Source organism: Acidovorax sp. GW821-FHT11A03, assembly GCF_058809075.1.
Window position 1 is genome coordinate 372,391 of record NZ_JBXASG010000007.1, and the last position, 21,391, is coordinate 393,781.

18 protein-coding genes are annotated in these 21,391 nt (G+C 67.0%); 5 read left to right on the forward strand and 13 right to left on the reverse strand.

Going from position 1 to position 21,391, the window contains the following annotated elements:
- The first annotated feature begins 1 nt into the window (after position 1).
- From phnA to AC1RVY_RS19560, 5 genes are all read left to right on the forward strand, one after another.
- Positions 2 to 1,228 (forward strand): phosphonoacetate hydrolase, encoded by a 1,227-nt coding sequence (gene phnA, locus AC1RVY_RS19540; RefSeq protein WP_492807781.1) that lies wholly within the window; start codon positions 2 to 4, stop codon positions 1,226 to 1,228.
- Positions 1,229 to 1,247: 19 nt separating this feature from the next.
- The gene (phnY, locus tag AC1RVY_RS19545; RefSeq protein WP_492807783.1) at positions 1,248 to 2,696 is read left to right on the forward strand and encodes a phosphonoacetaldehyde dehydrogenase; all 1,449 of its coding nucleotides are present in this window, start codon (positions 1,248 to 1,250) and stop codon (positions 2,694 to 2,696) included.
- 117 nt (positions 2,697 to 2,813) lie between these two features.
- A complete protein-coding gene (gene phnD / locus AC1RVY_RS19550; RefSeq protein WP_492807785.1) occupies positions 2,814 to 3,842 on the forward strand; it encodes a phosphate/phosphite/phosphonate ABC transporter substrate-binding protein in 1,029 nt (342 codons plus the stop codon).
- Positions 3,843 to 3,909: 67 nt separating this feature from the next.
- Entirely contained in the window at positions 3,910 to 4,479 is a 570-nt protein-coding gene (locus AC1RVY_RS19555) for a phosphonate degradation HD-domain oxygenase (protein ID WP_369642820.1), read from the forward strand.
- A gap of 8 nt (positions 4,480 to 4,487) precedes the next feature.
- Complete coding sequence (locus AC1RVY_RS19560) at positions 4,488 to 5,876, forward strand: FAD-dependent oxidoreductase (RefSeq protein WP_492807787.1); 1,389 nt, start codon at positions 4,488 to 4,490, stop codon at positions 5,874 to 5,876.
- Positions 5,877 to 5,913: 37 nt separating this feature from the next.
- Here the strand turns inward: AC1RVY_RS19560 and AC1RVY_RS19565 are convergent, their stop codons facing one another.
- The 13 genes from AC1RVY_RS19565 to AC1RVY_RS19625 form a co-directional block, all read right to left on the reverse strand.
- Entirely contained in the window at positions 5,914 to 6,942 is a 1,029-nt protein-coding gene (locus AC1RVY_RS19565; protein ID WP_492807788.1) for a carbohydrate kinase family protein, read from the reverse strand.
- Between the two features lie 34 nt (positions 6,943 to 6,976).
- On the reverse strand, positions 6,977 to 8,449 hold the full coding sequence (xylB, locus tag AC1RVY_RS19570) for a xylulokinase (RefSeq protein WP_492807789.1): 1,473 nt from the start codon (positions 8,447 to 8,449) through the stop codon (positions 6,977 to 6,979).
- Positions 8,450 to 8,481: 32 nt separating this feature from the next.
- The gene (locus AC1RVY_RS19575) at positions 8,482 to 9,420 is read right to left on the reverse strand and encodes an AraC family transcriptional regulator (RefSeq protein ID WP_492807790.1); all 939 of its coding nucleotides are present in this window, start codon (positions 9,418 to 9,420) and stop codon (positions 8,482 to 8,484) included.
- Between the two features lie 30 nt (positions 9,421 to 9,450).
- Positions 9,451 to 10,854: a D-arabinitol 4-dehydrogenase gene (gene dalD, locus AC1RVY_RS19580; RefSeq protein ID WP_218341562.1), complete on the reverse strand. Its 1,404-nt coding sequence runs from the start codon at positions 10,852 to 10,854 to the stop codon at positions 9,451 to 9,453.
- 19 nt (positions 10,855 to 10,873) lie between these two features.
- On the reverse strand, positions 10,874 to 11,608 hold the full coding sequence (locus tag AC1RVY_RS19585; protein WP_218341561.1) for an SDR family oxidoreductase: 735 nt from the start codon (positions 11,606 to 11,608) through the stop codon (positions 10,874 to 10,876).
- A 5-nt stretch (positions 11,609 to 11,613) separates the two neighbouring features.
- Positions 11,614 to 12,657 carry an ABC transporter ATP-binding protein gene (locus tag AC1RVY_RS19590; protein ID WP_369642825.1) on the reverse strand — a complete coding sequence of 348 codons (1,044 nt, stop codon included), beginning with the start codon at positions 12,655 to 12,657 and terminating at the stop codon, positions 11,614 to 11,616.
- A gap of 52 nt (positions 12,658 to 12,709) precedes the next feature.
- A complete protein-coding gene (locus tag AC1RVY_RS19595; RefSeq protein ID WP_492807791.1) occupies positions 12,710 to 13,549 on the reverse strand; it encodes a carbohydrate ABC transporter permease in 840 nt (279 codons plus the stop codon).
- A 13-nt stretch (positions 13,550 to 13,562) separates the two neighbouring features.
- Positions 13,563 to 14,426: a carbohydrate ABC transporter permease gene (locus tag AC1RVY_RS19600; RefSeq protein ID WP_369642826.1), complete on the reverse strand. Its 864-nt coding sequence runs from the start codon at positions 14,424 to 14,426 to the stop codon at positions 13,563 to 13,565.
- A 114-nt stretch (positions 14,427 to 14,540) separates the two neighbouring features.
- Entirely contained in the window at positions 14,541 to 15,875 is a 1,335-nt protein-coding gene (locus tag AC1RVY_RS19605) for an ABC transporter substrate-binding protein (RefSeq protein WP_492807793.1), read from the reverse strand.
- Positions 15,876 to 16,270: 395 nt separating this feature from the next.
- Entirely contained in the window at positions 16,271 to 18,754 is a 2,484-nt protein-coding gene (locus tag AC1RVY_RS19610; protein ID WP_492807795.1) for a TonB-dependent siderophore receptor, read from the reverse strand.
- A 330-nt stretch (positions 18,755 to 19,084) separates the two neighbouring features.
- Complete coding sequence (locus AC1RVY_RS19615; protein WP_492807796.1) at positions 19,085 to 20,170, reverse strand: FecR domain-containing protein; 1,086 nt, start codon at positions 20,168 to 20,170, stop codon at positions 19,085 to 19,087.
- Positions 20,167 to 20,679 (reverse strand): sigma-70 family RNA polymerase sigma factor, encoded by a 513-nt coding sequence (locus AC1RVY_RS19620; RefSeq protein WP_492253516.1) that lies wholly within the window; start codon positions 20,677 to 20,679, stop codon positions 20,167 to 20,169. The genes AC1RVY_RS19615 and AC1RVY_RS19620 overlap by 4 nt, the downstream gene beginning before the upstream one ends.
- 95 nt (positions 20,680 to 20,774) lie before the next feature.
- A complete protein-coding gene (locus AC1RVY_RS19625; protein ID WP_218297743.1) occupies positions 20,775 to 21,296 on the reverse strand; it encodes an Ivy family c-type lysozyme inhibitor in 522 nt (173 codons plus the stop codon).
- Positions 21,297 to 21,391 lie beyond the last annotated feature (95 nt).

The window sequence follows — 21,391 nt, forward strand, 5'->3', positions numbered from 1 at the left end:
AATGACACAGGAGACACTGCAAGTCAACGCCCGCAGCTACCGCTGGATGCTGCGCCCGATCGTCATCGTTTGCGTGGACGGCTGCGAGCCCGCCTATCTGGATGCGGCCATTGCCGCAGGCGTGGCGCCCTATCTGGCACGCATGCGCAAAACCGGTGCAGACCTGCTGGCCGACTGCGTGGTTCCATCGTTCACCAACCCGAACAACCTGTCGATCGTCACGGGTGCTCCGCCCTCGGTCCATGGCATCTGTGGCAACTACTTCTTCGACCGCGAACTCGGCCAGGAAGTGATGATGAACGACCCCAAGTACCTGCGCGCAGGCACCATCCTGGCCGCGTTTGCCGATGAGGGCGCCAAGGTGGCGGTGGTCACCGCCAAGGACAAGCTGCGCAAGCTCCTGGGCCACAAGATGAAGGGCATCTGCTTCTCCTCCGAGAAGTCCGACGAGGCGACCATTGAAGAGAACGGGATCGACGACGTGGTGAACATGGTGGGCATGCCGGTTCCGTCGGTCTACAGCGCGGAGCTGTCGGAGTTCGTCTTCGCGGCAGGCGTCAAGCTGATGGAGTCCAGCCGCCCGCACCTGATGTACCTTTCGACCACCGACTATGTCCAGCACAAGGCGGCTCCCGGCAGCCCCGCAGCGAACGCCTTCTACGCCATGATGGATGGCTACCTGGCACAGCTTGACGCGCTCGGCGCCACCATCGTGCTGACGGCCGACCACGGCATGAACGACAAGCATGGTGCCGACGGCTCGCCCAACGTCATCTATCTGCAGGACGTGCTCGACGAATGGTACGGCCCCGAGAAGGCTCGGGTGATCCTGCCCATCACCGACCCCTACGTGGTGCACCACGGCGCACTCGGCTCCTTTGCCACCGTCTATGCGCCCGACGAGTTCACCGCCGCGCAGTGGATCGAGCGCATCAAGCAGGTGCCGGGCATGGAATCCGTCCTGTCGCGGGCCGAGGCGGCCAAGCGTTTCGAACTGCCCCCCGACCGCATCGGCGACATCGTCGTCGTCAGCAATCGCGACACGGTGATCGGCACCTCGGCCAGCCGCCACGACCTGTCGGCGCTGGAGGTCCCGCTGCGCTCCCATGGCGGTGTCTCCGAGCAGCGCGTGCCGTTGATCTGCAACCGCCCCGTCACAGGCATCGCATCCAGCCGCCGGCTGCGCAACTTCGATGCCATCGACATCGCACTGAACCACGCCCAGTAAACGCATTGCGGAGCACTCCATGAGCCAACCCAGTCTGAAGCCCGCGCCCATCCACCGCGAGGCCTTGCGCATTGCCGGTGAGCGGGTCTACTGCGACCGCAGTATCGAGGTCACCTACCCCTACACCGGTGAAGTGATTGCCACCGTGCCGAAAGCCACGCTGGACGATGTGAGGCGGGCCTACCGCATCGCCCGGGACTACAAACCCACGCTGACCCGCTACGAGCGCTACAAGATACTGATGCGGGCGGGCGAGATCATCGCCTCGCGCCTGGACGAAATCTCCCGCACCATCACGCTCGAATCGGGCCTGTGCCGCAAGGACTCGCTGTATGAAGTGGGCCGCGCCTCCGATGTGCTGCTGTTCGCAGCCAACCAGGCGCTGGTCGATGACGGACAGGTGTTCTCCTGCGACCTCACGCACCACGGCAAGAGCCGCAAGGTCTACACCCTGAAAGAGCCGCTGCTGGGCGCGATCACGGCCATCACGCCGTTCAACCACCCGCTGAACCAGGTCATCCACAAGGTCGCGCCCTCCATCGCCACCAACAACCGCATGGTCCTCAAGCCCAGCGAAAAGACACCGCTCACCGCCTTCATCCTGGCCGACATCCTGTACGAGGCGGGCCTGCCGTCTCCCATGCTGTCGGTCATCACCGGCGACCCGCGCGAGATCGCCGACGAGATGCTGACCAGCCCGGATGTCGATCTGGTGACCTTCACCGGCGGCGTGGCCATCGGCAAGTACATCGCCGGCAAAGCCGCCTACAAGCGGCAGATTCTCGAACTCGGCGGCAACGACCCCATCATCGTGATGGACGATGCCGACATCGAAGAGGCGGCAACGCTCGCTGCCAGCGGCTCCTACAAGAACTCGGGCCAGCGCTGCACCGCGGTCAAGCGCATGCTGGTGCATGAGGCCGTTGCCGACCAGTTCGTTGAATTGCTGGTCGCAAAGACCAAGGCGTTGAAGTACGGCGATCCGATGGATCCAAAGACCGACATGGGCACGGTGATCGACGAAGCGGCGGCAAAGCACTTCGAGTCGGTGGTCAACGAAGCCATCGCGGCCGGCGCGAAGCTGCTGTGCGGCCACGAGCGCCAGGGTGCGCTCTACGCGCCGACGGTGCTCGACCGCGTGGATCCCGAGATGACCGTCGCCAAGCAGGAGACCTTTGGGCCCGTGTCTCCGGTGATCCGCTTCAAGGACATCGACGACGCGATCCGCATCTCGAACGGCACCGCCTATGGCCTCTCGTCATCGGTATGCACCAACCGGCTGGACCACATCACCCGTTTCATCCGCGAGTTGAATGTGGGCAGCGTGAACGTGCGCGAAGTGCCGGGCTACCGGCTGGAGTTGACGCCCTTCGGCGGCATCAAGGACTCCGGCCTGGGCTACAAGGAAGGTGTGCTGGAAGCGATGAAGAGCTTCACCAACACCAAGACCTATTCACTGCCCTGGTAGTGCCCCCGCGCCATCGGTCACCACCGCTGCGGGTGGCCGCACGGCGCCGCGAGGTGCCCTGCAGAGGGCCCTGAAGCAGTTCAGGTTGGCCTTGTTCGAGACCAAGGATGTATTTCCATGAATGCCGATGAACGACCTCGCCGCACAGTACATGCCCGCCAGCGCCTGGGGTGGGCTCTGGCGTCGCTTGCCTTGCTGACCACCCTCGCTGCCAGCGCGGCCGACAAAGACCCCACGCTGACCGTCGGGCTGATTGTTGCGGGAAGCGTCGAGAAGGTCGTCGAAGACTGGAGACCTTTCACAGACGCTCTCGCGAAAGAGCTGCAGATTCCAGTCAAGGTGCTTGCCTCCAAAAACTACGCAGACATCTCCGGCGCGCTCATGGAGGGACGCGTTCAGCTTGCATGGATCAACAACCGGCTGGCGATTGATCTGGTGGAAAGCGATCGCGCGACCGTCTTCGCACAAATGGTCCGGCTGGACGGTTCCCGCGGCTATCGCTCGGTTCTCTTCGCCCGAAAAGATGGCCCCATCCAGTCTCTGGCCGATGTGCTTGGCCGCCCTGGCGTCTACAGCTTCGGGTCAGGTGACAAGAAGTCCACCTCCGGCTACCTGGTGCCCAACTACTACGTTTTCGCCAAGAACAAGATAGAGCCGCAAAAGCACTTCAAGCAGATCATGCATGCGAACCACCTGGACAATTTCCTGGCCGTTGCCGACGGACGGGTGGACCTTGCCACGAACAATACGGAAGAGCTTCCCCGCTACCAGGCCGATTTTCCAGACAAGCTGGCGCGCATCCGTGTGGTCTGGGAGTCGCCGTTGATTCCCAACGATCCCATCCTCTACCGCAAAGACCTTCCCGCCGCTACGCAGCAGCGCATCCGGAAATTCTTCACTGCCTATGGACGCACCGACGCGGAGAAAGCCACCTTGAAAGCCATCAATGGCCTTTCGGGATTCCGTGCCTCCTCCAACTACCAGTTGCGCCCCGTCGTGGACCTGGAACTCTTTCAGATGCTGACCACCGCCATGGACGGCAAGGCGAATTCGCCGGAGCGCTTCCAGTCCGTGATGGATGGATTGACGAAGCGCGCTGCGCGGCTGGACACCGTGCTCAATGCAACGCGCCTGGACGGCCCGTGATGCAGTCCCGCCAGAGCGCCAGACGAAGAAATGCATCCACCTGAACCGCACCCACGAACACCCCACCATGAGTCTCACCATCCCGGACATCACCGGTCTTTTCCTGTCCAAGGGCCATGCCCAGTATGACGGCGAGCCCGTGACGCAACTCGAACATGCGCTGCAGTCGGCCCACCTGGCCGAGCAGGCTGGCGCCGGCAGTGCCCTGATAGCGGCCGCGCTGCTGCATGACCTGGGGCACCTGCTGCACGAATGGGGCGGCACGCCCACCCAGGACGGCCTGGACGACGTGCACCAGTACCGTTGCATGCCGTTTCTGCGCGCGCTTTTCGGTCCGGGGACGCTGGAGCCTATCCGGCTGCACGTGGATGCCAAGCGCTTCCTGTGCGCGCGCGAGTCGGGCTACCTCGCGCAGCTGTCGCCCGACTCCAGGCGCAGCCTGGCGCTGCAGGGCGGTGTCTTCGATGAGGCGCAAGCCACGGCCTTCGAGGCATTGCCCCATGCGATGGACGCGGTCCGTTTGCGGCGCTGGGACGACATGGCCAAATCGGCCACTGCGGACACCCCTTCGCTGGAGCACTTCGTGCGCCATCTCGAAATCAGCGCGGCAGAACATGGCCAGCCCCTGGCCTCCTGAGGAATCCCATGCGTCCCTTCTGGATCGAACAAGCGCTTTTCAACGACGGCGACCTGGCCCCCGCCCTGCAGGGTGAACACAGCGCCGATGTATGCATCGTCGGCGGTGGTTTCACGGGCCTGTGGACGGCCATCCAGACCAAGCTGCAGGCCCCCGAACTCGATATCGTGATACTCGAGAGCGACCTTTGCGGCGCCGGCGCAAGCGGGCGCAACGGCGGATGCCTGCTCACCTGGTCCGCCAAGTTCCTGACGCTGCACCGGTTGTTCGGTGAAGACGAGGCGGTGCGCCTGGTCAAGGCATCGGAGGCCGCGGTAGGGCACATCGGCGACTTCTGCAGGGCGCACGGCATCGACGCGGAGTTTCGGCAGGACGGCACGCTGTACACCGCCACCTCCCAGGCCCAGATCGGCACGCTCGATCCGATGATGCAGGCGCTGGAGGCACGCGGCATCCACTCCTACCAAAGCCTGCCTGCGCACGAGGTAGCCTCGCGGTCCGGCTCGGCCCGCAACCTGGCCGGCGTGTTCTCGCCGATTGCGGCCACCGTGCATCCGGGCAAGCTGGTGCGCGGGCTGCGGCGCGTGGCGCTGGCCATGGGCATTCGCATCCATGAACGCACACCGATGCTGGACTTCAGCGCCGATCAACCCGCAATGGTGCGCACGCCGAGCGGCACGGTCAGGGCGAAGAAGCTGGTCCTGGCGATGAATGCATGGATGGCCAGCGCCTTTGCGCAGTTCGAGCGCACCATCGCCATCGTATCGAGCGACATGATCATCACCGAGAAATGCCCGGATCTGCTCAAGACCATCGGGCTCGACAACGGCGTCTCGGTCCTCGACTCCCGCACCTTCGTGTACTACTACCGCAGCACCGTGGATGGCCGCCTCATGCTGGGCAAGGGCGGCAACACCTTCGCCTGGGGCGGGCGCATGGCGCGGGTGTTCGACGAGCGCTCTCCCTACGAGGCCGAATTGACGCGCGCCCTGCATTCGTTCTTTCCGGCCCTGGGCAACACGCCGATCACGGCCAGTTGGAACGGGCCATCCGACCGCTCGGTGACGGGGTTTCCGTTCTTTGGCCGCTTCAACGGTGCGCCGCATATCTACTACGGTTTCGGCTATTCGGGCAATGGCGTCGGCCCCACCTACATGGGGGGACAGATCCTGTCGTCCCTGGTGCTGGACCAGGACAATGCGTGGACGCGCAGCAAGCTGACGAGCGGCCCGCTGGGCCATTTCCCCCCGGAGCCACTGCGCTTCATGGGATCCATCGTGGTACGCAACGCCATCCGCCGCAAGGAGCTGGCGGAGGACGAAGACCGCCAGCCCTGGCTGGCAGACCGCATGCTCAGCAAGCTGGCCAGCGCTGCCGGCAAAGCCGACAAGGCCTGACGACCCGCTTGCCAAGAATTGCGGCTGAAAGCCCCGCTCAGGGCCGTTGATCCAGCGCTGGGTGCTGCACCGCCCAGTCCTGCGCTGCCTGCCAGCTCGGCGGCACGCAGCCACGCTCCTGCACGCACAGGCTGGCGCTGGCCAGGGCGTGGCGCAGGGCCTGCTGGTACGCGGCGGCAGGCAGGGCCGCAATGAAGTCCGCCATGCCCGCAGGCGCCGAGGTGTGCTGTTGCGCATGTGCGCGCAGCAGGTACGCCAGCAGCCCCGCCAGAAAGCTGTCGCCAGCGCCCACGGTGTCCACCACGGCCAGGGGCTGGGCCTCCCTGGCGAACCACTGCGCGCCACTGCCCTGTTGCAGCAGCCACGCGCCCTCGCCGCCCAGGGTCAGGGCCATGAGGCGGGCACGCGGGTTGACCGCGAGCAGGTGGCGGGCGCGGGCCAGGGCATCGGTGCCGGGCACCTGCAGGTGGTCCAGGTCTTCGTCGCTGGCCTTGATGATGTCGGCCTCGCCCAGGACCGCGTGCACCTGGGTGCGGTAGGCCGGCAGGTCGGGCATGATGGAGGGGCGCAGATTGCTGTCCACCACCACGCAGCGGCCCGCCGCGCGCTGGGCCTGCAGCCAGGGCAGGTAGATGGCGGCGTCGCGCGCGTCCAGCGCCAGGGCGCCAGTGCAGACCACCTGCAGCGCGCTGCCGTGGACGGCGCAGGCGGCGATGAGCCCCGCAGCGGTCACGGTGCGGTCGGCCACACCTTCGCGGTAGAAGGCGTAGTCGGGGTGCCCATGCTCGGTAAGGTTGACCACGGCCAGCGAGGTGACCTCGCCCACGGGCGTGGGCAGGGCCAGTTGCACACCGTCTGCCGCCAATTGCGCAGCCAGTTCGCGGCCCCAGCGATCGCGTGACAAGGGGTTGAGGTACTGCGTGCCCACGCCCTGGCGTGCCAGTGCCCGGCACAGGTTGTACAGCGCGCCACCCAGGCAGGGCTCGTAGCTGCCGTCGGCACGGCCGATGAGGTCAATCAGCGCTTCGCCGGCAATGGCGACCTGGACAGGAGAGGAAGTGGACATGGACGTGGTCAAGAAACGAGGGAGCGACTGTCAGTTAGAAATGGGGCAGCAGCGCAGGGTACAGCGCCTGAAAGCGCGCATGGCGTTCCTGCAGCAGGGCCTGCTGCGCGGGTTGGGGCGCAAAGCGCGCCTCGGCCGGCAGGCTCTGGCACCACAGGGCCTCGTCTCCACCGCAGGCCATGGCGGCCAGGCGCGCGGCGCCCAGGGCTGCGGCGGCGTGGGCGCCCTCCGGGCGCTCCAGCGGGCAGCCCAGGCCGCTGGCCAGCAATTGGGCCCAGGCATCGCTGCGCGCACCGCCGCCCACCAGCGCCAGAGGAGCTGTGGCCGATGCGCCGCCCTCGCCCGCCGCGGCCTGCATGGCTTGCAGCCCATCCATCAGGCCGAAGCCCACGCCTTCCATCACGGCACAGGCCATGTCGGCTGCATCGTGCTCGGCGCGCAGGCCCAAGAAGACGCCGGTGGCAGCAGCATTGTTGTGCGGTGTGCGCTCGCCGCTCAGGTAGGGCAGAAAGACCGGTGCCTGTGCATGGCGCTTGAGGTCCATGCCCTGTACGGCCGAGGAAAGTTGCGCCTCGGCCCGCCCGGTGATACGGGCCAGCCAGCCAAAGGCGCTGGCGGCACTGAGCATGACGGACATCTGGTGCCAGCGCCCGGGCAGCGCATGGGCAAAGGCGTGCACGGCGCGCTCGGTTGCCGGGGCGAACCGGTCGGCCACGCGGAAAACCACGCCGGACGTGCCCAGCGACACGAAGCCCTGGCCGGCCTGGCGCGCCCCCACGCCCACAGCGCTGGCGCCGTTGTCGCCGGCACCGGCAGCCACCACCACGCCGGGCGGCAGGCCCCAGCGCGCAGCGACCTCAGGGAGCAACACGCCCGTGGCTTCGCTGCCCTCGGCCAGGCGGGGCATCTGCGCGCGGGCCAGGCCGCAGGCGGCAAGCAGGGTGTCGCTCCAGTCGCGGCGGGCCACATCGAGCCACAGGGTGCCCGAGGCATCGGACATGTCGCTCACCGCATCGCCCGTGAGCTGCAGGCGCAGCCAGTCCTTGGGCAGCAGCACGCTGCGGATGCGCGCAAACACGTCGGGCTCGTGCGTTCGCAGCCACAGGAGCTTGGGCGCGGTAAAGCCCGGCATGGCGAGGTTGCCCGTGATCTGGCGCGAGTCCGGCACGGCCTGCTCCAGTGCCGTGCATTCGGCGGCAGCGCGCCCGTCGTTCCAGAGGATGGCAGGGCGCAGCACCTCGCCCTGCGCGCCGAGCACCACGGCGCCATGCATATGGCCCGACAGGCCTACGCCGCGCACCTGGGCCCAGGCGGCGGGAGCCTGCGCGCGCAGCTGGGCCACGGCGGCCTCGGTGGCGGCCAGCCAGTCGGCGGGGTGCTGCTCGCTCCAGGTAGGCTGAGGGCGGTGCTGCGGCACCGGGGCGTCCGCTACGGCGTGCACCTGCTGGTCTTGCCCAAGCAACAGCAGCTTGGCACCCGAGGTGCCCAGATCAATACCGAGGTACATGCGCTATTCCTGAACCAGCGGAAGGAACGCTGTCATGCCTTGGTCCCGAAACGGCCCACGCCCTGTTTGCGGTACTCGCTGGGCGTCATGCCCTTGATGTCCAGAAAGCGGCGGTTGAAGTTGGCCATGTTGTTGAAGCCCACGTCGTAGGCGATGTGGGTGATGTAGCGCTCGGTCTCCATCAGAAGCTGGCACGCGCGGTTCACGCGCACCAGGTTCACGAAGTCGGTGAAGGTGTTGCCCGTGGCACGGCGAAAGAAGCGGGAAAACCGGCTCTCCGTCATGCCCAGCTCCTGTGCCAGGTCGGCAGCCGACAACGGGTCGGCCAGATGGTCGGTGATGCGGCTCACGATGGCGTTGATCTGGTCGAGCTGGGTGTCGTTGTCCTCGCTTTGCAGCTGGGTGCTCGACAGCAGTCGAAAGTCGGTGCAGCGGGCCAGGTCGCTCAGGAATTCACAGAACGCGCCAAACCGGGCCAGGCCCTGGCGCGCCTTGATGCGGTGCCAGTGTTCCTGCGCCTGGGCCTCCATGCCAAAGAATTCGATGCCATGGCGTGCGCGCTCCAGCAGGGGCAACACCTCGCGCAGCTCGGGGATGCTCTCGCTGCTGGCGACCAGCGGCGCGTGCGAGAACTGGATCACCAGGTCGCGCAGCGGCACGCCGCCTTCGGGCAGGTCCATGCTGATCCAGTTGTGCGGCAGGCGCGGCCCGGTCAACACCAGATGGCCGGGCTGGAACTGCCCGATCCAGTCGCCCACGAACACCTTGCCCGAGGTGGCGGTGATGAGGTGCAGCTCATACTCGTCGTGGTAGTGCCAGCGCGCCAGCGGCGTGGGAAACCCATGCGACAGGCACCGGATGAAACCTGCGGCCTCGGGCGACTCGTACCCGAGCTCGGGAAAGCGCACGTAGTCGTGCTCCAGCTCGGGCTTGGTCTGGCGCGGAGAGACAGGCGTCGTCTTCACGGTCATGGCGTCATTCCTGTGGTCGGGCCGCTCAACTTACACCAACCCCTGGCGTTCCGCACGCCCGGCCACGAAGGCCTGCACGCGGGCAAAGGCGTTGCGCAGCGTGGCAACCAGCCGCGGGTTTGAGGCCATTTCGCCCCACAGGGTGGTATCCGCGGCATAGGCGGCGACCAGGTCCGGCGCATCGCAGATCGCATGCGCCACGGCCGGGTCCATGGCCTGGTCCTGGTAGGTGTAGGGGATCTGCCCGGCATGCCAGCGCTGCAGGTAGGCCAGGAACAGCGCGGGCAGCACGGCCACGCTGTCGAACGAGCCATCGCGGGCCAGCTGGTCCCGGATGGTGGGCGCGATCATGCCGGGGATCTTGGAGAACGCATCCATGGCCACGCGCTGGTTGGTGTCCGCAATCGCAGGGTTGCCAAACCGGTCCAGCACCACGTCGCGGTAGGCCTCCAGGTCGATGGGGCACGGCAGCAGCACCGGGATCGCGTCGTCGGTCACGTAGTCGTAGGCCATCTGGCGGATGGCGGCATCGTGCGTGCCTTCGTGGATGTACTGGTAGCCCGCCAGCGTGCCCGCCCAGGCAATGCAGCTGTGGGTGGCGTTGAGCAGTCGAATCTTGGCTTCTTCGTACGCCTGCACCGAATCGACCATCTCGACTCCGACCCTTTCCCACGCGGGGCGGCCTGCGATGAAGTCGTCTTCGATCACCCACTGGATGAAGCTCTCGCCCATCAACGCGGCCTGGTCGTCCCAGCCGGTGGCGGCCTTCACGCGCTCGGCCACGTCCGGCGTGGGGCGTGGCGTGATGCGGTCGACCATGGCGTTGGGGCTGCTCGTGTGCTCCTGCACCCAGGCCTTGAGCGCGGCATCGCCCAGCGCGTCGATGAACTGCAGCAGGCCCCCGCGCGAGCGGTCGCCGTTGTGGCGCAGGTTGTCGCAGTTCATCAGCGTCACGGGGCCGGCACCGGCGGCCCTGCGCGCGCGCAGGATGCTCACCAGGCCGCCATAGAGGGTGTGGCCCGCCTGGCCCGCCTTGACGGCGGCGAGGTCGGCGCGCAGGTCGGCAAAGCTGGGCCAGTCGAGCTGGTCTTGCGCATCGAGGTAGTAACCCGCCTCGGTCACCGTGAACGAGATGATGCGCGTGGCGGGGTCGGCACCTGCGGCGATCAGCGGGGCCAGGTCGTCCTGGTAGGGGATCACGCGCTGGATCGATTCAATGACGGTGTAGCTGCGCTCGCCCTGGGGCGTGACGGTCTCCAGCGTGTAGCGGCCGCCCTGGGCCTGCAGCGCGGCGATGGTGTCGGCCATGTCGGCGCGCAGGTTGCCGCCCGCAATGGCCCAGCCGGTGTCTCCCTGCTGGCGCAATGCGTGGACGTAAACGGCCTGGTGGGCGCGGTGGAACGAGCCCAGGCCCAGGTGCAGGATGAAATTCATGGTGCGTGAATGCAGGTGTTTAAAGATCGAAGTTCGTGGGCATCATCACCACGTCGCGGATGGTCATGCCACGGGGGCGCGTGAGCATGAACAGCACCACGCTGGCCACTTCGGCCGCTTCGATGAGACTGCCGCTCGCCTTGGCCTCTTCCAGCTTCTCGGCCGGCCAGTCGGCGAGCAGCGAGGTGATGACCGGCCCGGGCGAGATGGAGCCCACGCGGATGCCGTGCTTGAACACCTGGCGGCGCACGGTCTGCACGAAGCAGTTCACCGCCCACTTGGACGATGCGTAGACCGGCTCCCATGGCGTGGGGAAATGCGCGGCCAGCGAGCTGGTGACGATGATGTCGCCCGTGCCGCGTTCGATCATGTGGGGCAGCACGTTGTGCACGTTCTTCATCACCACGTTGACGTTGAGGTTCAGCATGCGGTCGATGGCGTCGGGGTCGGCGTCCACCAGATCGCCGCCGACGTAAAGCCCGGCATTGGCGTGGAAGATGTCGAGCTGGCCGGCGAGGGCCAGCGTGCGCGCCAGCAGGCTGGCGCACTGCTTGGCGTCCAGCAAGTCCAGTACCAACGGCAATGCGCTGGCACCGATCGCAGCGCAGGCCTTGGCCAGCGCGGCTTCGTCGCGGTCGATCAGCACCACGCGCGCACCCGCGTCGGCCATGGCTTGGGCACTGGCGAAGCCAATGCCCGATGCAGCGCCGGTGATGGCCGCCACCTTGCCTTGCAGTTCTTGTCCGAGGGTCATGGTGGTCATGCGGTCTGGCGGACCACCACGCGGCCTGCGGGGTCGAACCAATGGGCTTGCGATGCGTCGATGTCCAGGCTGACCGCATCACCGGCGCGCAGGCTGGTGCGGTCGTTCTGGCGGGCCACGAACTGTGCGCCCCCTGGTGTGCTCACATAGATCAGCGTCTCGGCACCCAGCGCTTCGACCAGGTCTACCTGGCCGCCCACCGGCGTCACGCCGGTGTTGCGCACGGTGATGTTCTCGGGGCGCAGGCCGATGGCACCGCCCTCGGCGCCCGCAGGTGCCTGCTGCTGCACCGGTGGCGGCAGCTGCGGCAGGGGCACCACGTTCATCTGCGGCGTGCCGATGAACTGGGCCACGAACTGGTTGGCGGGTTGGTCGTACAGCTCGAGCGGCGTGCCCACCTGCTCGATGACGCCGTCGCGCAGCACCACCACGCGGTCGGCCAGGGTCATGGCCTCCACCTGGTCGTGCGTCACGTAGATGGTGGTGGCGCCCAGGTCGCGGTGCAGCTTGGCGATCTCCACGCGGGTCTGGCCGCGCAGGGCCGCGTCGAGGTTGGACAGCGGCTCGTCGAACAGAAACACCTTGGGCGCGCGCACGATGGCACGGCCGATGGCCACGCGCTGGCGCTGGCCGCCGGAGAGTTCCTTGGGCGTGCGCTCCAGGTAGGTGGTGAGGTTCAGGATGGCAGCGGCGCGCTCGACCTTCTCGCGCACGATGGCCGGATCGACCTTGGCCAGCTTGAGCGCGAAGCTCATGTTCTCGTACACGCTCATGTGCGGGTACAGCGCATAGCTCTGGAACACCATGGCCAGGTCGCGCTTGCTCGAAGGCTGGTCGGTGATGTCGCGGCCGTCGAGCATGAGCGAGCCACCGTCGATGGCTTCGAGCCCCGCGATCAGGCGCAGCAGCGTGGACTTGCCACAGCCCGAGGGGCCGACGAAGACGATGAACTCGCCTTGCTGGATGGTGAGGTCGATGCCCTTGATGGCGCGGTGCTCACCGAAGAATTTCTCGATGCCGCGCAGTTGAAGGTAAGCCATGGAATCGGGTTCCTGAAAACTTGAAAAACTGTGGGGAAGACAGGCTGCGGATTTACTTCACCGCGCCGAACGTGAGACCCTGCACCAACTGCTTCTGGCTGAACCAGCCGAACACCACGATGGGCGCAATGGCCATCAGCGACGCGGCGGACAGCTTGGCCCAGAACAAGCCTTCGGGGCTGGAGTAGGACGCGATCAGCGTGGCCAGCGTGCCGGCCTTGGCGGCGCTGAGGTTCAGGCTCCAGAAGGCTTCGTTCCACGACAGCACCAGGCACAACAGGCCGGTGGATGCCAGGCCACCCATGCCCAGCGGCAGCAGCACCAGGCGCACTTCCTGCCACAGGGTGGCGCCGTCCATGCGAGCGGCCTCCAGGATCTCGCGCGGGATGTCCTTGAAGTGCGAGTACAGCATCCACACCATGATGGGCAGGTTGGACAGCGCGAACACGATGATGAGCGCGAGCTGCGTGTCGAGCAGGTGGCTCTTTTGCGCCAGCACGTAGATGGGCACCAGCGCGCCCACGGCGGGCATCATCTTGGTGGAGAGCATCCACATCAGGATGTCCTTGGTGTACTTGCCCTTGAAGAAGGCCATGGCATACGCCGCGGGCGCTGCCAGCATCAGCCCCACCAGGGTGGACAGCACGCTGGTGATGACCGAGTTCCTGGCGTACAGCAGGTAGTCGCTGCGCTCCTGCACCTCGTGAAAATTCTCGAGCGTGGGGATGAAGAACAGCTGCGGCGGCACGGCGATGGCCTGCAGCTCGGTCTTGAACGCGGTCAGCAGCAGCCAGGCCAGCGGGAAGAACAGCAGCAGGGCCACGCCCCAGGCAGCCACGGTGCGCATGGCCAGCAGGCCCAGCGGATAGTTGGAACGGCGTCGAGCAGTCATGGTGGTGCTTCGGTTATTTGTCGAGGTTCTTGCCGACCATGCGGATCAGGAACACGGCCGCGATGTTGGCCAGCACCACCGCGAACAGCGCGCCGGCCGAGGCCACGCCCGCATCGAAGTTGAGCAGCGCCTGCTTGAAGATCAGGAAGGTGACGTTGGTGCTCGCATCGCCCGGGCCGCCGCCCGTGGTGGTGTAGATCTCGGCAAAGATGCTGAGCAGGAAGATGAGTTCGATCATCACCACCACCGCCACAGAGCGCGCCAGGTGCGGCACGTACAGGTAGCGCAGCTGCTGCAGGTAGTTGGCGCCGTCCATGCGCGAGGCCTCGAGCTGCTCATGGTTCATGCTTTGCAGCGCGGTCATGAAGATCAGCGTGGCAAAGGGCAGCCACTGCCAGGAGACCATGACGATCACCGAGAACAGCGGGTGGTCGGTGAGCCAGTCCACCGGCTGCGCGCCGAAGAACATCCACACCTGGGCGAGCACGCCGTAGATGGGGTTCATCATCATGTTCTTCCACATCAGCGCGTTCACCGTGGGCATGACGAAGAACGGCGAGATCAGCAGCACCCGCACGATGCCCCGGCCCGCGAACGGCTCGTTGATGAGCAGCGCGATGGCGATGCCGAACACCACCGTGATGAGGATCACGCTGCCGAGCAGCAGCAGCGTGTTGACCACCGCCGTGCCGAACGAGGGGTCGGTGACGAAGTACTCGAAATTCTCCAGCCCGGCAAAGCCGGTCTGATCCGGCTGCATCAGGTTGTAGCGGATGAGCGAGAAGTAGATCGTCATCACCAGCGGCACGATCATCCACAGGAAGAGCGTGGCCATGGCTGGCGTGAGCAGCAGGCGGGGGAGCAGGCGGCGGTTCATGGTGTTTCCGAAAGGGCGACGGGGCCGCCATGGTGAATGGCGAGCCCCAGGATCAGCACTGGTCAATCCACGGATGGGCAGTGGGCGGCGGAGCCTCGGTGGCCCCGCCAGCCTTTACTTGTAGTAACCAGCCTTCTTCATTTCCCGGTCCGCAGACACCTGGCTGGCCTTCAGCGCCGCGTCCACCGTGGTCTTGCCTGCCAGCGCCGCGCTCATCTGCTGGCCCACCGCGATGCCGATGGCCTGGAACTCCGGAATCGCTGCGAACTGCACACCCACGTAGGGGCTCTTGGGCAGGGTCGAATCGGTCGGGTTGGCCGAGTCGATCGCGACCTTCTCGGCGGCGGCGAAGCGGGCGGCCTTCTGGAACTCAGGCGATGCGTAGGTGCTCTTGCGCGTGCCGGTGGGCACGTTGGCCCAGCCGTTGGTCTTGGCGACCAGCTGGATGTAGTCCTTGCTGGTGGACCAGGTGATGAACTTCTGCGCGGCGTCCACCTTTTTCGAACCGGCCGGGATGGCCAGGTTCCACGACCACAGCCAGTTGGCGCCCTTGGGCGTGTTCATGGTGGGCGCCTGGGCAAAGGCCATCTGGTCGGCGACCTTGGACTGCTTGGGATCGCTCACGAAGGATGCGGCGATGGTCGCATCGATCCACATGCCGCACTTGCCCGAGTTGGTCAGCGCCAGGATCTCGTTGAAGCTGTTGGCCGACGAGCCGGGCGGGCCGTAGTTCTTGAGCAGGTCCACGTAGAAGGTGATCGCGTCCTTCCAGGGCTTGGATTCGAGCTGCGGCTTCCACTGCATGTCGAACCACTGGCCGCCGAAGGTGTTGACCAGCGTGGTCAGGAACGCCATGTTGTCGCCCCAGCCCGGCTTGCCGCGCAGGCAGATGCCGTACACGCCGTTCTTGGGGTCGTGCATCTTGGCGGCCAGGTCCTTGATCTGCGGCCAGGTGGGACGCTCGGGCACCTGCACGCCGGCCTTGTCGGCCAGGTCCTTGCGGTACATGAGCATGGAGCTTTCGCCGTAGAACGGCGCGGCGAACAACTTGCCGTCGATGGACAGGCCGCCCCGCACGGCGGGCAGCAGGTCGTCCACGTCGTAGGCGGCGTCGGTCTTCAGCTCCTGCAGCCAGCCCTTCTTGCCCCAGATGGGCGCCTCGTACATGCCGATGGTCATCACGTCGAACTGGCCGCCCTTGGTGGCGATGTCGGTGGTGACGCGCTGGCGCAGCACGCCTTCTTCGAGCGTGACCCACTTGAGCTTGATGTCGGGGTTCGCCTGCTCGAAGTTCTTGCTGAGCTTCTGCATCTCGATCATGTGGCCGTTGTTCACGGTGGCGATCACGAGCTCGGTCTGCGCGCTGGCGGCGCCGCACAGCGACGTCAAGGCCAGCGCAACGGCGACGGCCAGGCGCTGGGGCATGGTGACAGGGGTGGAATGTGGCATCGGAAAAGTCTCCTCGGTCGTTGGTATGGGAATCTGCCTTTCAACACCGGCGCAAGGCATGCAGGCATTGACGGACTGAACGATACCGATGCTGCGATGCTCGATTGGTACTCCAGACGCCTACACAAATACTAATTTGCACCAGATACTCAGGATTTATACCTAGATGCGTCAACAGGGTATCTAACTGACTGCGAAAAGGCGGCTATCCCGTTGCAGCGTTGGTGTAGCGGATGCCCCGGATCACTATGAAATCAATAGCTGCTAGCGCTTGCCTATCCAGCGGCAGAGGCCAATTCAGTCCACATTTTCTTGCACCAAGGCCCACTGGGGTTGACGCCCACACCCCCCAACTCCCTCCATGTGCCCCTCTGCCCAGGGGAGCCTGCTCCGCGTCAGAAATCCACCGTGGCAGAGAGAGTCACTGTGCGGGGACTTCCCACATACAGCCAGTTGCCGGAGCCACTGGACCAGTAGTTGCGGTTGAACAGGTTGTCCACGCCCGCGCGCAGCACCAGCGGCCGGCCCCACGCCTGGGTCTTGTAGCGGGCACCGATGTCCCAGCGCGTCCAGCCCGGAATGCGCCGCAGGTTGGCGGCGTCCACCTGCTGCGCGCTGCTGGCGATCATGCGGGCCGACAGCGTCAGCCCCGGAACGGCAGCCACGTCGTGGTCGCTGCCCAGGTTGAGTTGCCAGCGCGACACATTGGGCGCGGCGTTGCCGTTGTAGGTGCCGCCTTCGGTTCGGGTCAGCCGGGCATCGTTGAAGGTCACGCCGCCCAGCAGGCGCGTGCCCCGGGCCACCTCGCCAAAGACATTGAGCTCGACCCCGCGGTTGCGCTGCTCTGCACCGACCTGGTAGGTGAACGTGCCGTCGCCGTTGGAGGCCACGAGCCCGCTCGGCTTCTGGATGTGGAACAGGCTCGCCGTGGTGCTGAAGCGGCCCCAGTCGGCCTTCACGCCCACCTCCCGCTGCTTCGTGCGGACCGGCGCAAACACCTGCCCGGCGTTGGTGGTGCCCAGCGGTGCTGAATCGCCCTGGACCAGCCCTTCGATGTAATTGCCGTAGACCGATACGTTCGGCTGTAGCTTGAACACCGCGGCCAGCGCCGGCGTCACCGCGTGCTCGTCGTACGCGGCGCTGCCGGCCCCGGTGGTGGTGTCGTACTTGACGACCTTCACGCGCTGGTAGCGGGCGCCCAGGGTGACGGACAGGCGGTCTTGCCACAGCGAGACGGTGTCGGACAGCGCCACGGACGGCAACTGCAAGGAATCGGTCTGTGGCGGCCGCGATGAGAAACCGTCGATGGACGGACGCGCGGTGGCCGCGGGTGCGTACATGTTCGTGGCGAAGCTGTCGAAGCCGTAGTACTGCGCCGTGAAGCCGCTGTCCTTCTTCAGGTACGACGCATGCAGGTGAATGCGGTGCGTAAGCTCGCCGGCGCGCACCGTGCCCTGCAGGCCGCCTTGCACGGTGCGGTAGTTCGTCCAGTTGGGCCAGAAGTACGTGGTGGCCTGCGCATCGCCCTGCATGCTGGTCACGAACACGTCCGTGGCGAGGTAGCGGGACCTTGTGTGGCTGCCACCCGCGGCTGCAGAGAGCGTCCAGTCGGGGGTGAGGTCGTACTCGGCTTTGGCCAGGAGGTAGTTGCTGCGCGACCTGGCGAACTCCCAGTCCTGCGCGATGCGATGGCTGGCCCGGGGCGGCCTGGGGATGGCAATGCCGTCGTCGATGCCGAAGCCCGCGGCGCCTTGCGGCGCTTCGTTGTTCATCGTCTGGTGGCCGGCATCCACCGAGGCCCGCAACTGACTGCCCCGGTAGTCCACGGCCAGCGCCGCAGCGCCCAGCTCGACGGACTGGCCCTGGGTAGCGGTCTTTCCGTCACGGTAGATGCCGTTGAAGCGCACACCCCACTGGTGGTCGTCGCCGAACCGGCGGCCCACGTCCAGGTGGCCGCCCAGGTTGCCTCTGGACAGGTACGTGGTGGTCAGGCGTGTCAGCGGCACATCGCCCGCGCGCTTGGGCACCAGGTTGATGGCGCCGCCCACCGCGCCGCCCGCCCCGGGCGCCATGCCGTTGAGCAACGCGTTGGGGCCCTTGAGCACCTCGACGCGCTCGGCCGCTTCGACCGCCACGGCACGGTTGGTGGCGATGCCGCCGATGCCGTCGAACAGCACCGAGTCCTGCACCGAGAAGCCGCGGATCAGAAAGATGTCGCCCCCCGCAGCAGCGTTCGTCAGGCTGTACGACACCGTGCGCACGGACGGGTCGTTGGCCAGCACATCGGCCACGGTGATCGCCTGCTGGTCCTGCATGAGTTCGGCCGTGTAGCTGGTGATGTGAAACGGCGTGTCCATCAGGCTCTGCGGACCCAGCAGGCCGACCCGGCTGCCCGTGGCAACTTGGCCGCCGGCATGGGCGGGCGGCAAATCGCCGGGCGCTGCCTCGGCGCTGGCCGTCACGGTGACGGCCCCCAGGGTGGCGGCATCGCTGAGCCGGGGTGCCTGCGCTGCAGGGCGCGATGCCTCGCGCAGCGTGAAGACGCCGCCCGTGGTCTGCCGCAGCTCCAGCCCCGAACCTGCCAGCGCGCGGCGCAGTGCCTCGGGCGCATCGAAGCGGCCCCGCACGGGCGCCGCGTTGCGGCCTTCCACCAGCTGCGCATCGGCGGTGAGGGCCAGGCCCGCGTCACGCGCGATGCGGTTGAGGGCTGCTCCCAGCGGCCCGGCGGGCAGGTCGTAGTCGCGCACTGCTGCAGCGTTGGCCGTGGCCGCGGGGGCCTCTGCCGTGGCTGGCTGTGCGGTCACGGCAGAGGCCCCCAACGCGAGCAGCAGCGCCGCGGCGCAAGGGTTCAGCGGAAAGGGGAAAACAGCAGAGGGCATGGGTCAGGCTCCGAAACGGTCACGTCAGAAAAGGGGGGCAACCGCGCCGATGCACGGTCTCAATCTGATTGCCGAACGGGTGCCGAAAAGTGAGAGGGGGCCGGGGCGATTTCTTTTTTGGGCCGGCATCGCAGGTGGTGGGAGGCCAGCTTGCAGCGGCGACCTGCACCGACCGGCGGTTGTCGAACCGGCAGAACAGGTTGGGCTGGTTGATCTGGACTGAACTGACTGGAACCGTCGATCAGTTGCACCAAATCACTCATCTTTTGATAGCTACCAGCGCTTTCCCATCAAGCGGTAGTGGCCGATTTTCCTTATATTTTTTCATCCTCAGGGCTCAGCACGCGGCTTGAGCGTGACCCACCAGCGCGTGGTCCAGACCACATCGACCGGCACGGCCGCGGTCAGCGCCAACAGGGCCTGGTCGGTGTCCGCCAGGGGCAGAGTGCCCGTCACGCGCAACCCGGCCACGCGGGGGTCGACACCCAGGTGGCCGACCCGGTGCCGCGCGAGCGTTGCCACCACCTCGCCCAAGGGTTGGTTGTCCACGACCAGCATGCCGTCCTTCCAGGCGTCGGCATCGGGCGGGGCTGCCCACGGGTCCACCCGCCCGCCCTCCAGCCGCGCGCCCTGCCCGGCCGACACGATGCGCTCGGCAGCGCACGGCTCGGACGCTGCTGCCGCACAGGTCGCCGGGCGGGCCGCGACGGCCGACTCGGTGACGGCGACCTCGGTGGCGGGCGCGCCACGGCCCTGCGCTTCACCGATACCAGCGGCGTGCGCCTGTGGCCAGCGGCGCACGGTGAAGCGGGTGCCCAGGGCGCGCAGGCTGCCGTCCTCGGTCAGCACGACGAACGGGCGCCGCTCAGCCGGGTCGGCATGGCTGGTTTCTACCGCGACCTCGCCCGTGCGAAGGTGGATGGCGCGCTGGTCTTGGCTGAACACGACATCCACAGCGCTGCGGGTGTTCAGGTGCAGCACGGTCTGGTCGGGCAGCACGATGGTGCGGCGCTCGCCGGTGGCGGTGCGGTGGTCGGCCAGCAGTTGGCCCACGGGCTGGTGGCGGTCCAGCACCAGCACGCCGCAGGCCACCGCCAACGCCAGGCCCAGCACGGCGCCCACCACACGGGCAGGACGGCGCCGGCGCGGTGGCAGCAGCAAGGCCGCGCGGGCTCCAGGCCCTGCGGCGGCACGGGCCAGGTGCTGGTCGATGTCGCCCAGCTGGCGCCAGGCGCGGGCATGGTCGGGGTGTGCCGCCAGCCAGTCGTTCAGGGCTTGGGCGTCCGCCGGCGACGTGGCGCCCTCGCCCTGGCGCAGTTGCCAGCCGATGGCGGCCTCCAGCACGGCAGGCGGCACGGGGTGGTCGTCGCCTGCGCCGCCAGGCAAGCCGCCCGTTGTCCAGCCCGCGCTGCTCACGCCGCGCCGCCAAAACGCAGGTGGTAGGCGTGGCGCATGGCGTTGGCCAGGTACTGGCGCACGCGGGGCACCGACACCTGCAGCTGCTCGGCGATCTCTGCGTGCGTGAGACCGTCGAGCCGGTTCATGAGCCATGCCGCGCGCGTCTTGGGCGTCAGGCCCTGCAGCAGTGTATCGACCGCGTGGAGCATCTGCACGGCGGCCAGGCGCTCTTCGGGGGATGGCTGCAGCACCTGGGGCTGCAGGGCCAGGTCTGCCAGGTAGGCGCGCTCCAGTTCGCCCCGGCGCCAGAAGTCCACCAGCAGCCCGCGTGCCACCGTGGTCAGGTAGGCGCGCGGCTCGCGCATCGCGTCGGGGGCGATGGCGGCCGGGCGGGCGAGCAGGCGCACGAAGGTGTCCTGCGCCAGATCGGCCGCATCGTCGGCACAACCGAGCCGCCGGCGCAGCCAGGACTGCAGCCACCCGTGGTGGTGGCTGTACAGCGCGTGCAGGGGGTGAGCGGCAGACATGGCGTGACGGCCTTTTTGAGAATGATTCTTGATTATAGAAACACATTCCCGCCCAGCCCCTGGGCACGCCGCCATCCGGCAGACCGGCTGCGCGCTCAGCGCCGCGCGTTTTCCATCATCGTGGCAACGTGGGCCGGCAGGGTCTTCGGGGTCCCCAGGTCCTGCACGTCCCATTCCTCCCCGCCGGTCAGCAGCCATACGCGTACCGAGTCGGTGGCGGCGTGGACCACGATGGCGGCAGCCTCCGTGTCGCCTGCGTCCGGCCGGTTACCGGTGATGTAGAGCATGGAGCCGTCTTGCCGCAGCGGCCCACTCACCTGCAGGTTGTCCAGCAGCACGTTGTAGTTGGCGAGACCGAGCAGCCCACGCAGCCGCTCGGCCAGCGGGCCGGCACGCAGGAAGTCTGAGCCCCCGACCGGATAGTTGCCTACCTGGGTTTGCAGGTTCGCCCAGGGATTGGCGGGCGCGGCAGGTACCTCGTTGGGCACAGGACGCGCGACCTTGCGCGGCGCCGTGGGCGCCGTGGGTACCGTGCCCACGCAACCCGGCAGCAGCACAGCCAACGCAAGAGCGGCCAGCACGGCGCTTGACAAAGGGGCTGGAGAGATAGGGCGCATGATCGGGGGCTTCTTTCTAAAAAGGGCAGCTGGGCGAAAAGGTCTGCGAGCTTAGCCGGTTCCTGCCGGCAGCCGCCCCCTAAAATCGCGTCTTT

Coding starts and splice junctions, on each gene's coding strand:
- phnA (WP_492807781.1), top strand. CDS start 2: ATGACACAGGAGACACTGCAAGTCAACGCCCGCAGCTACCGCTGGATG.
- phnY (WP_492807783.1), top strand. CDS start 1,248: ATGAGCCAACCCAGTCTGAAGCCCGCGCCCATCCACCGCGAGGCCTTG.
- phnD (WP_492807785.1), top strand. CDS start 2,814: ATGAATGCCGATGAACGACCTCGCCGCACAGTACATGCCCGCCAGCGC.
- AC1RVY_RS19555 (WP_369642820.1), top strand. CDS start 3,910: ATGAGTCTCACCATCCCGGACATCACCGGTCTTTTCCTGTCCAAGGGC.
- AC1RVY_RS19560 (WP_492807787.1), top strand. CDS start 4,488: ATGCGTCCCTTCTGGATCGAACAAGCGCTTTTCAACGACGGCGACCTG.
- AC1RVY_RS19565 (WP_492807788.1), bottom strand. CDS start 6,942: ATGTCCACTTCCTCTCCTGTCCAGGTCGCCATTGCCGGCGAAGCGCTG.
- xylB (WP_492807789.1), bottom strand. CDS start 8,449: ATGTACCTCGGTATTGATCTGGGCACCTCGGGTGCCAAGCTGCTGTTG.
- AC1RVY_RS19575 (WP_492807790.1), bottom strand. CDS start 9,420: ATGACCGTGAAGACGACGCCTGTCTCTCCGCGCCAGACCAAGCCCGAG.
- dalD (WP_218341562.1), bottom strand. CDS start 10,854: ATGAATTTCATCCTGCACCTGGGCCTGGGCTCGTTCCACCGCGCCCAC.
- AC1RVY_RS19585 (WP_218341561.1), bottom strand. CDS start 11,608: ATGACCCTCGGACAAGAACTGCAAGGCAAGGTGGCGGCCATCACCGGC.
- AC1RVY_RS19590 (WP_369642825.1), bottom strand. CDS start 12,657: ATGGCTTACCTTCAACTGCGCGGCATCGAGAAATTCTTCGGTGAGCAC.
- AC1RVY_RS19595 (WP_492807791.1), bottom strand. CDS start 13,549: ATGACTGCTCGACGCCGTTCCAACTATCCGCTGGGCCTGCTGGCCATG.
- AC1RVY_RS19600 (WP_369642826.1), bottom strand. CDS start 14,426: ATGAACCGCCGCCTGCTCCCCCGCCTGCTGCTCACGCCAGCCATGGCC.
- AC1RVY_RS19605 (WP_492807793.1), bottom strand. CDS start 15,875: ATGCCACATTCCACCCCTGTCACCATGCCCCAGCGCCTGGCCGTCGCC.
- AC1RVY_RS19610 (WP_492807795.1), bottom strand. CDS start 18,754: ATGCCCTCTGCTGTTTTCCCCTTTCCGCTGAACCCTTGCGCCGCGGCG.
- AC1RVY_RS19620 (WP_492253516.1), bottom strand. CDS start 20,679: ATGTCTGCCGCTCACCCCCTGCACGCGCTGTACAGCCACCACCACGGG.
- AC1RVY_RS19625 (WP_218297743.1), bottom strand. CDS start 21,296: ATGCGCCCTATCTCTCCAGCCCCTTTGTCAAGCGCCGTGCTGGCCGCT.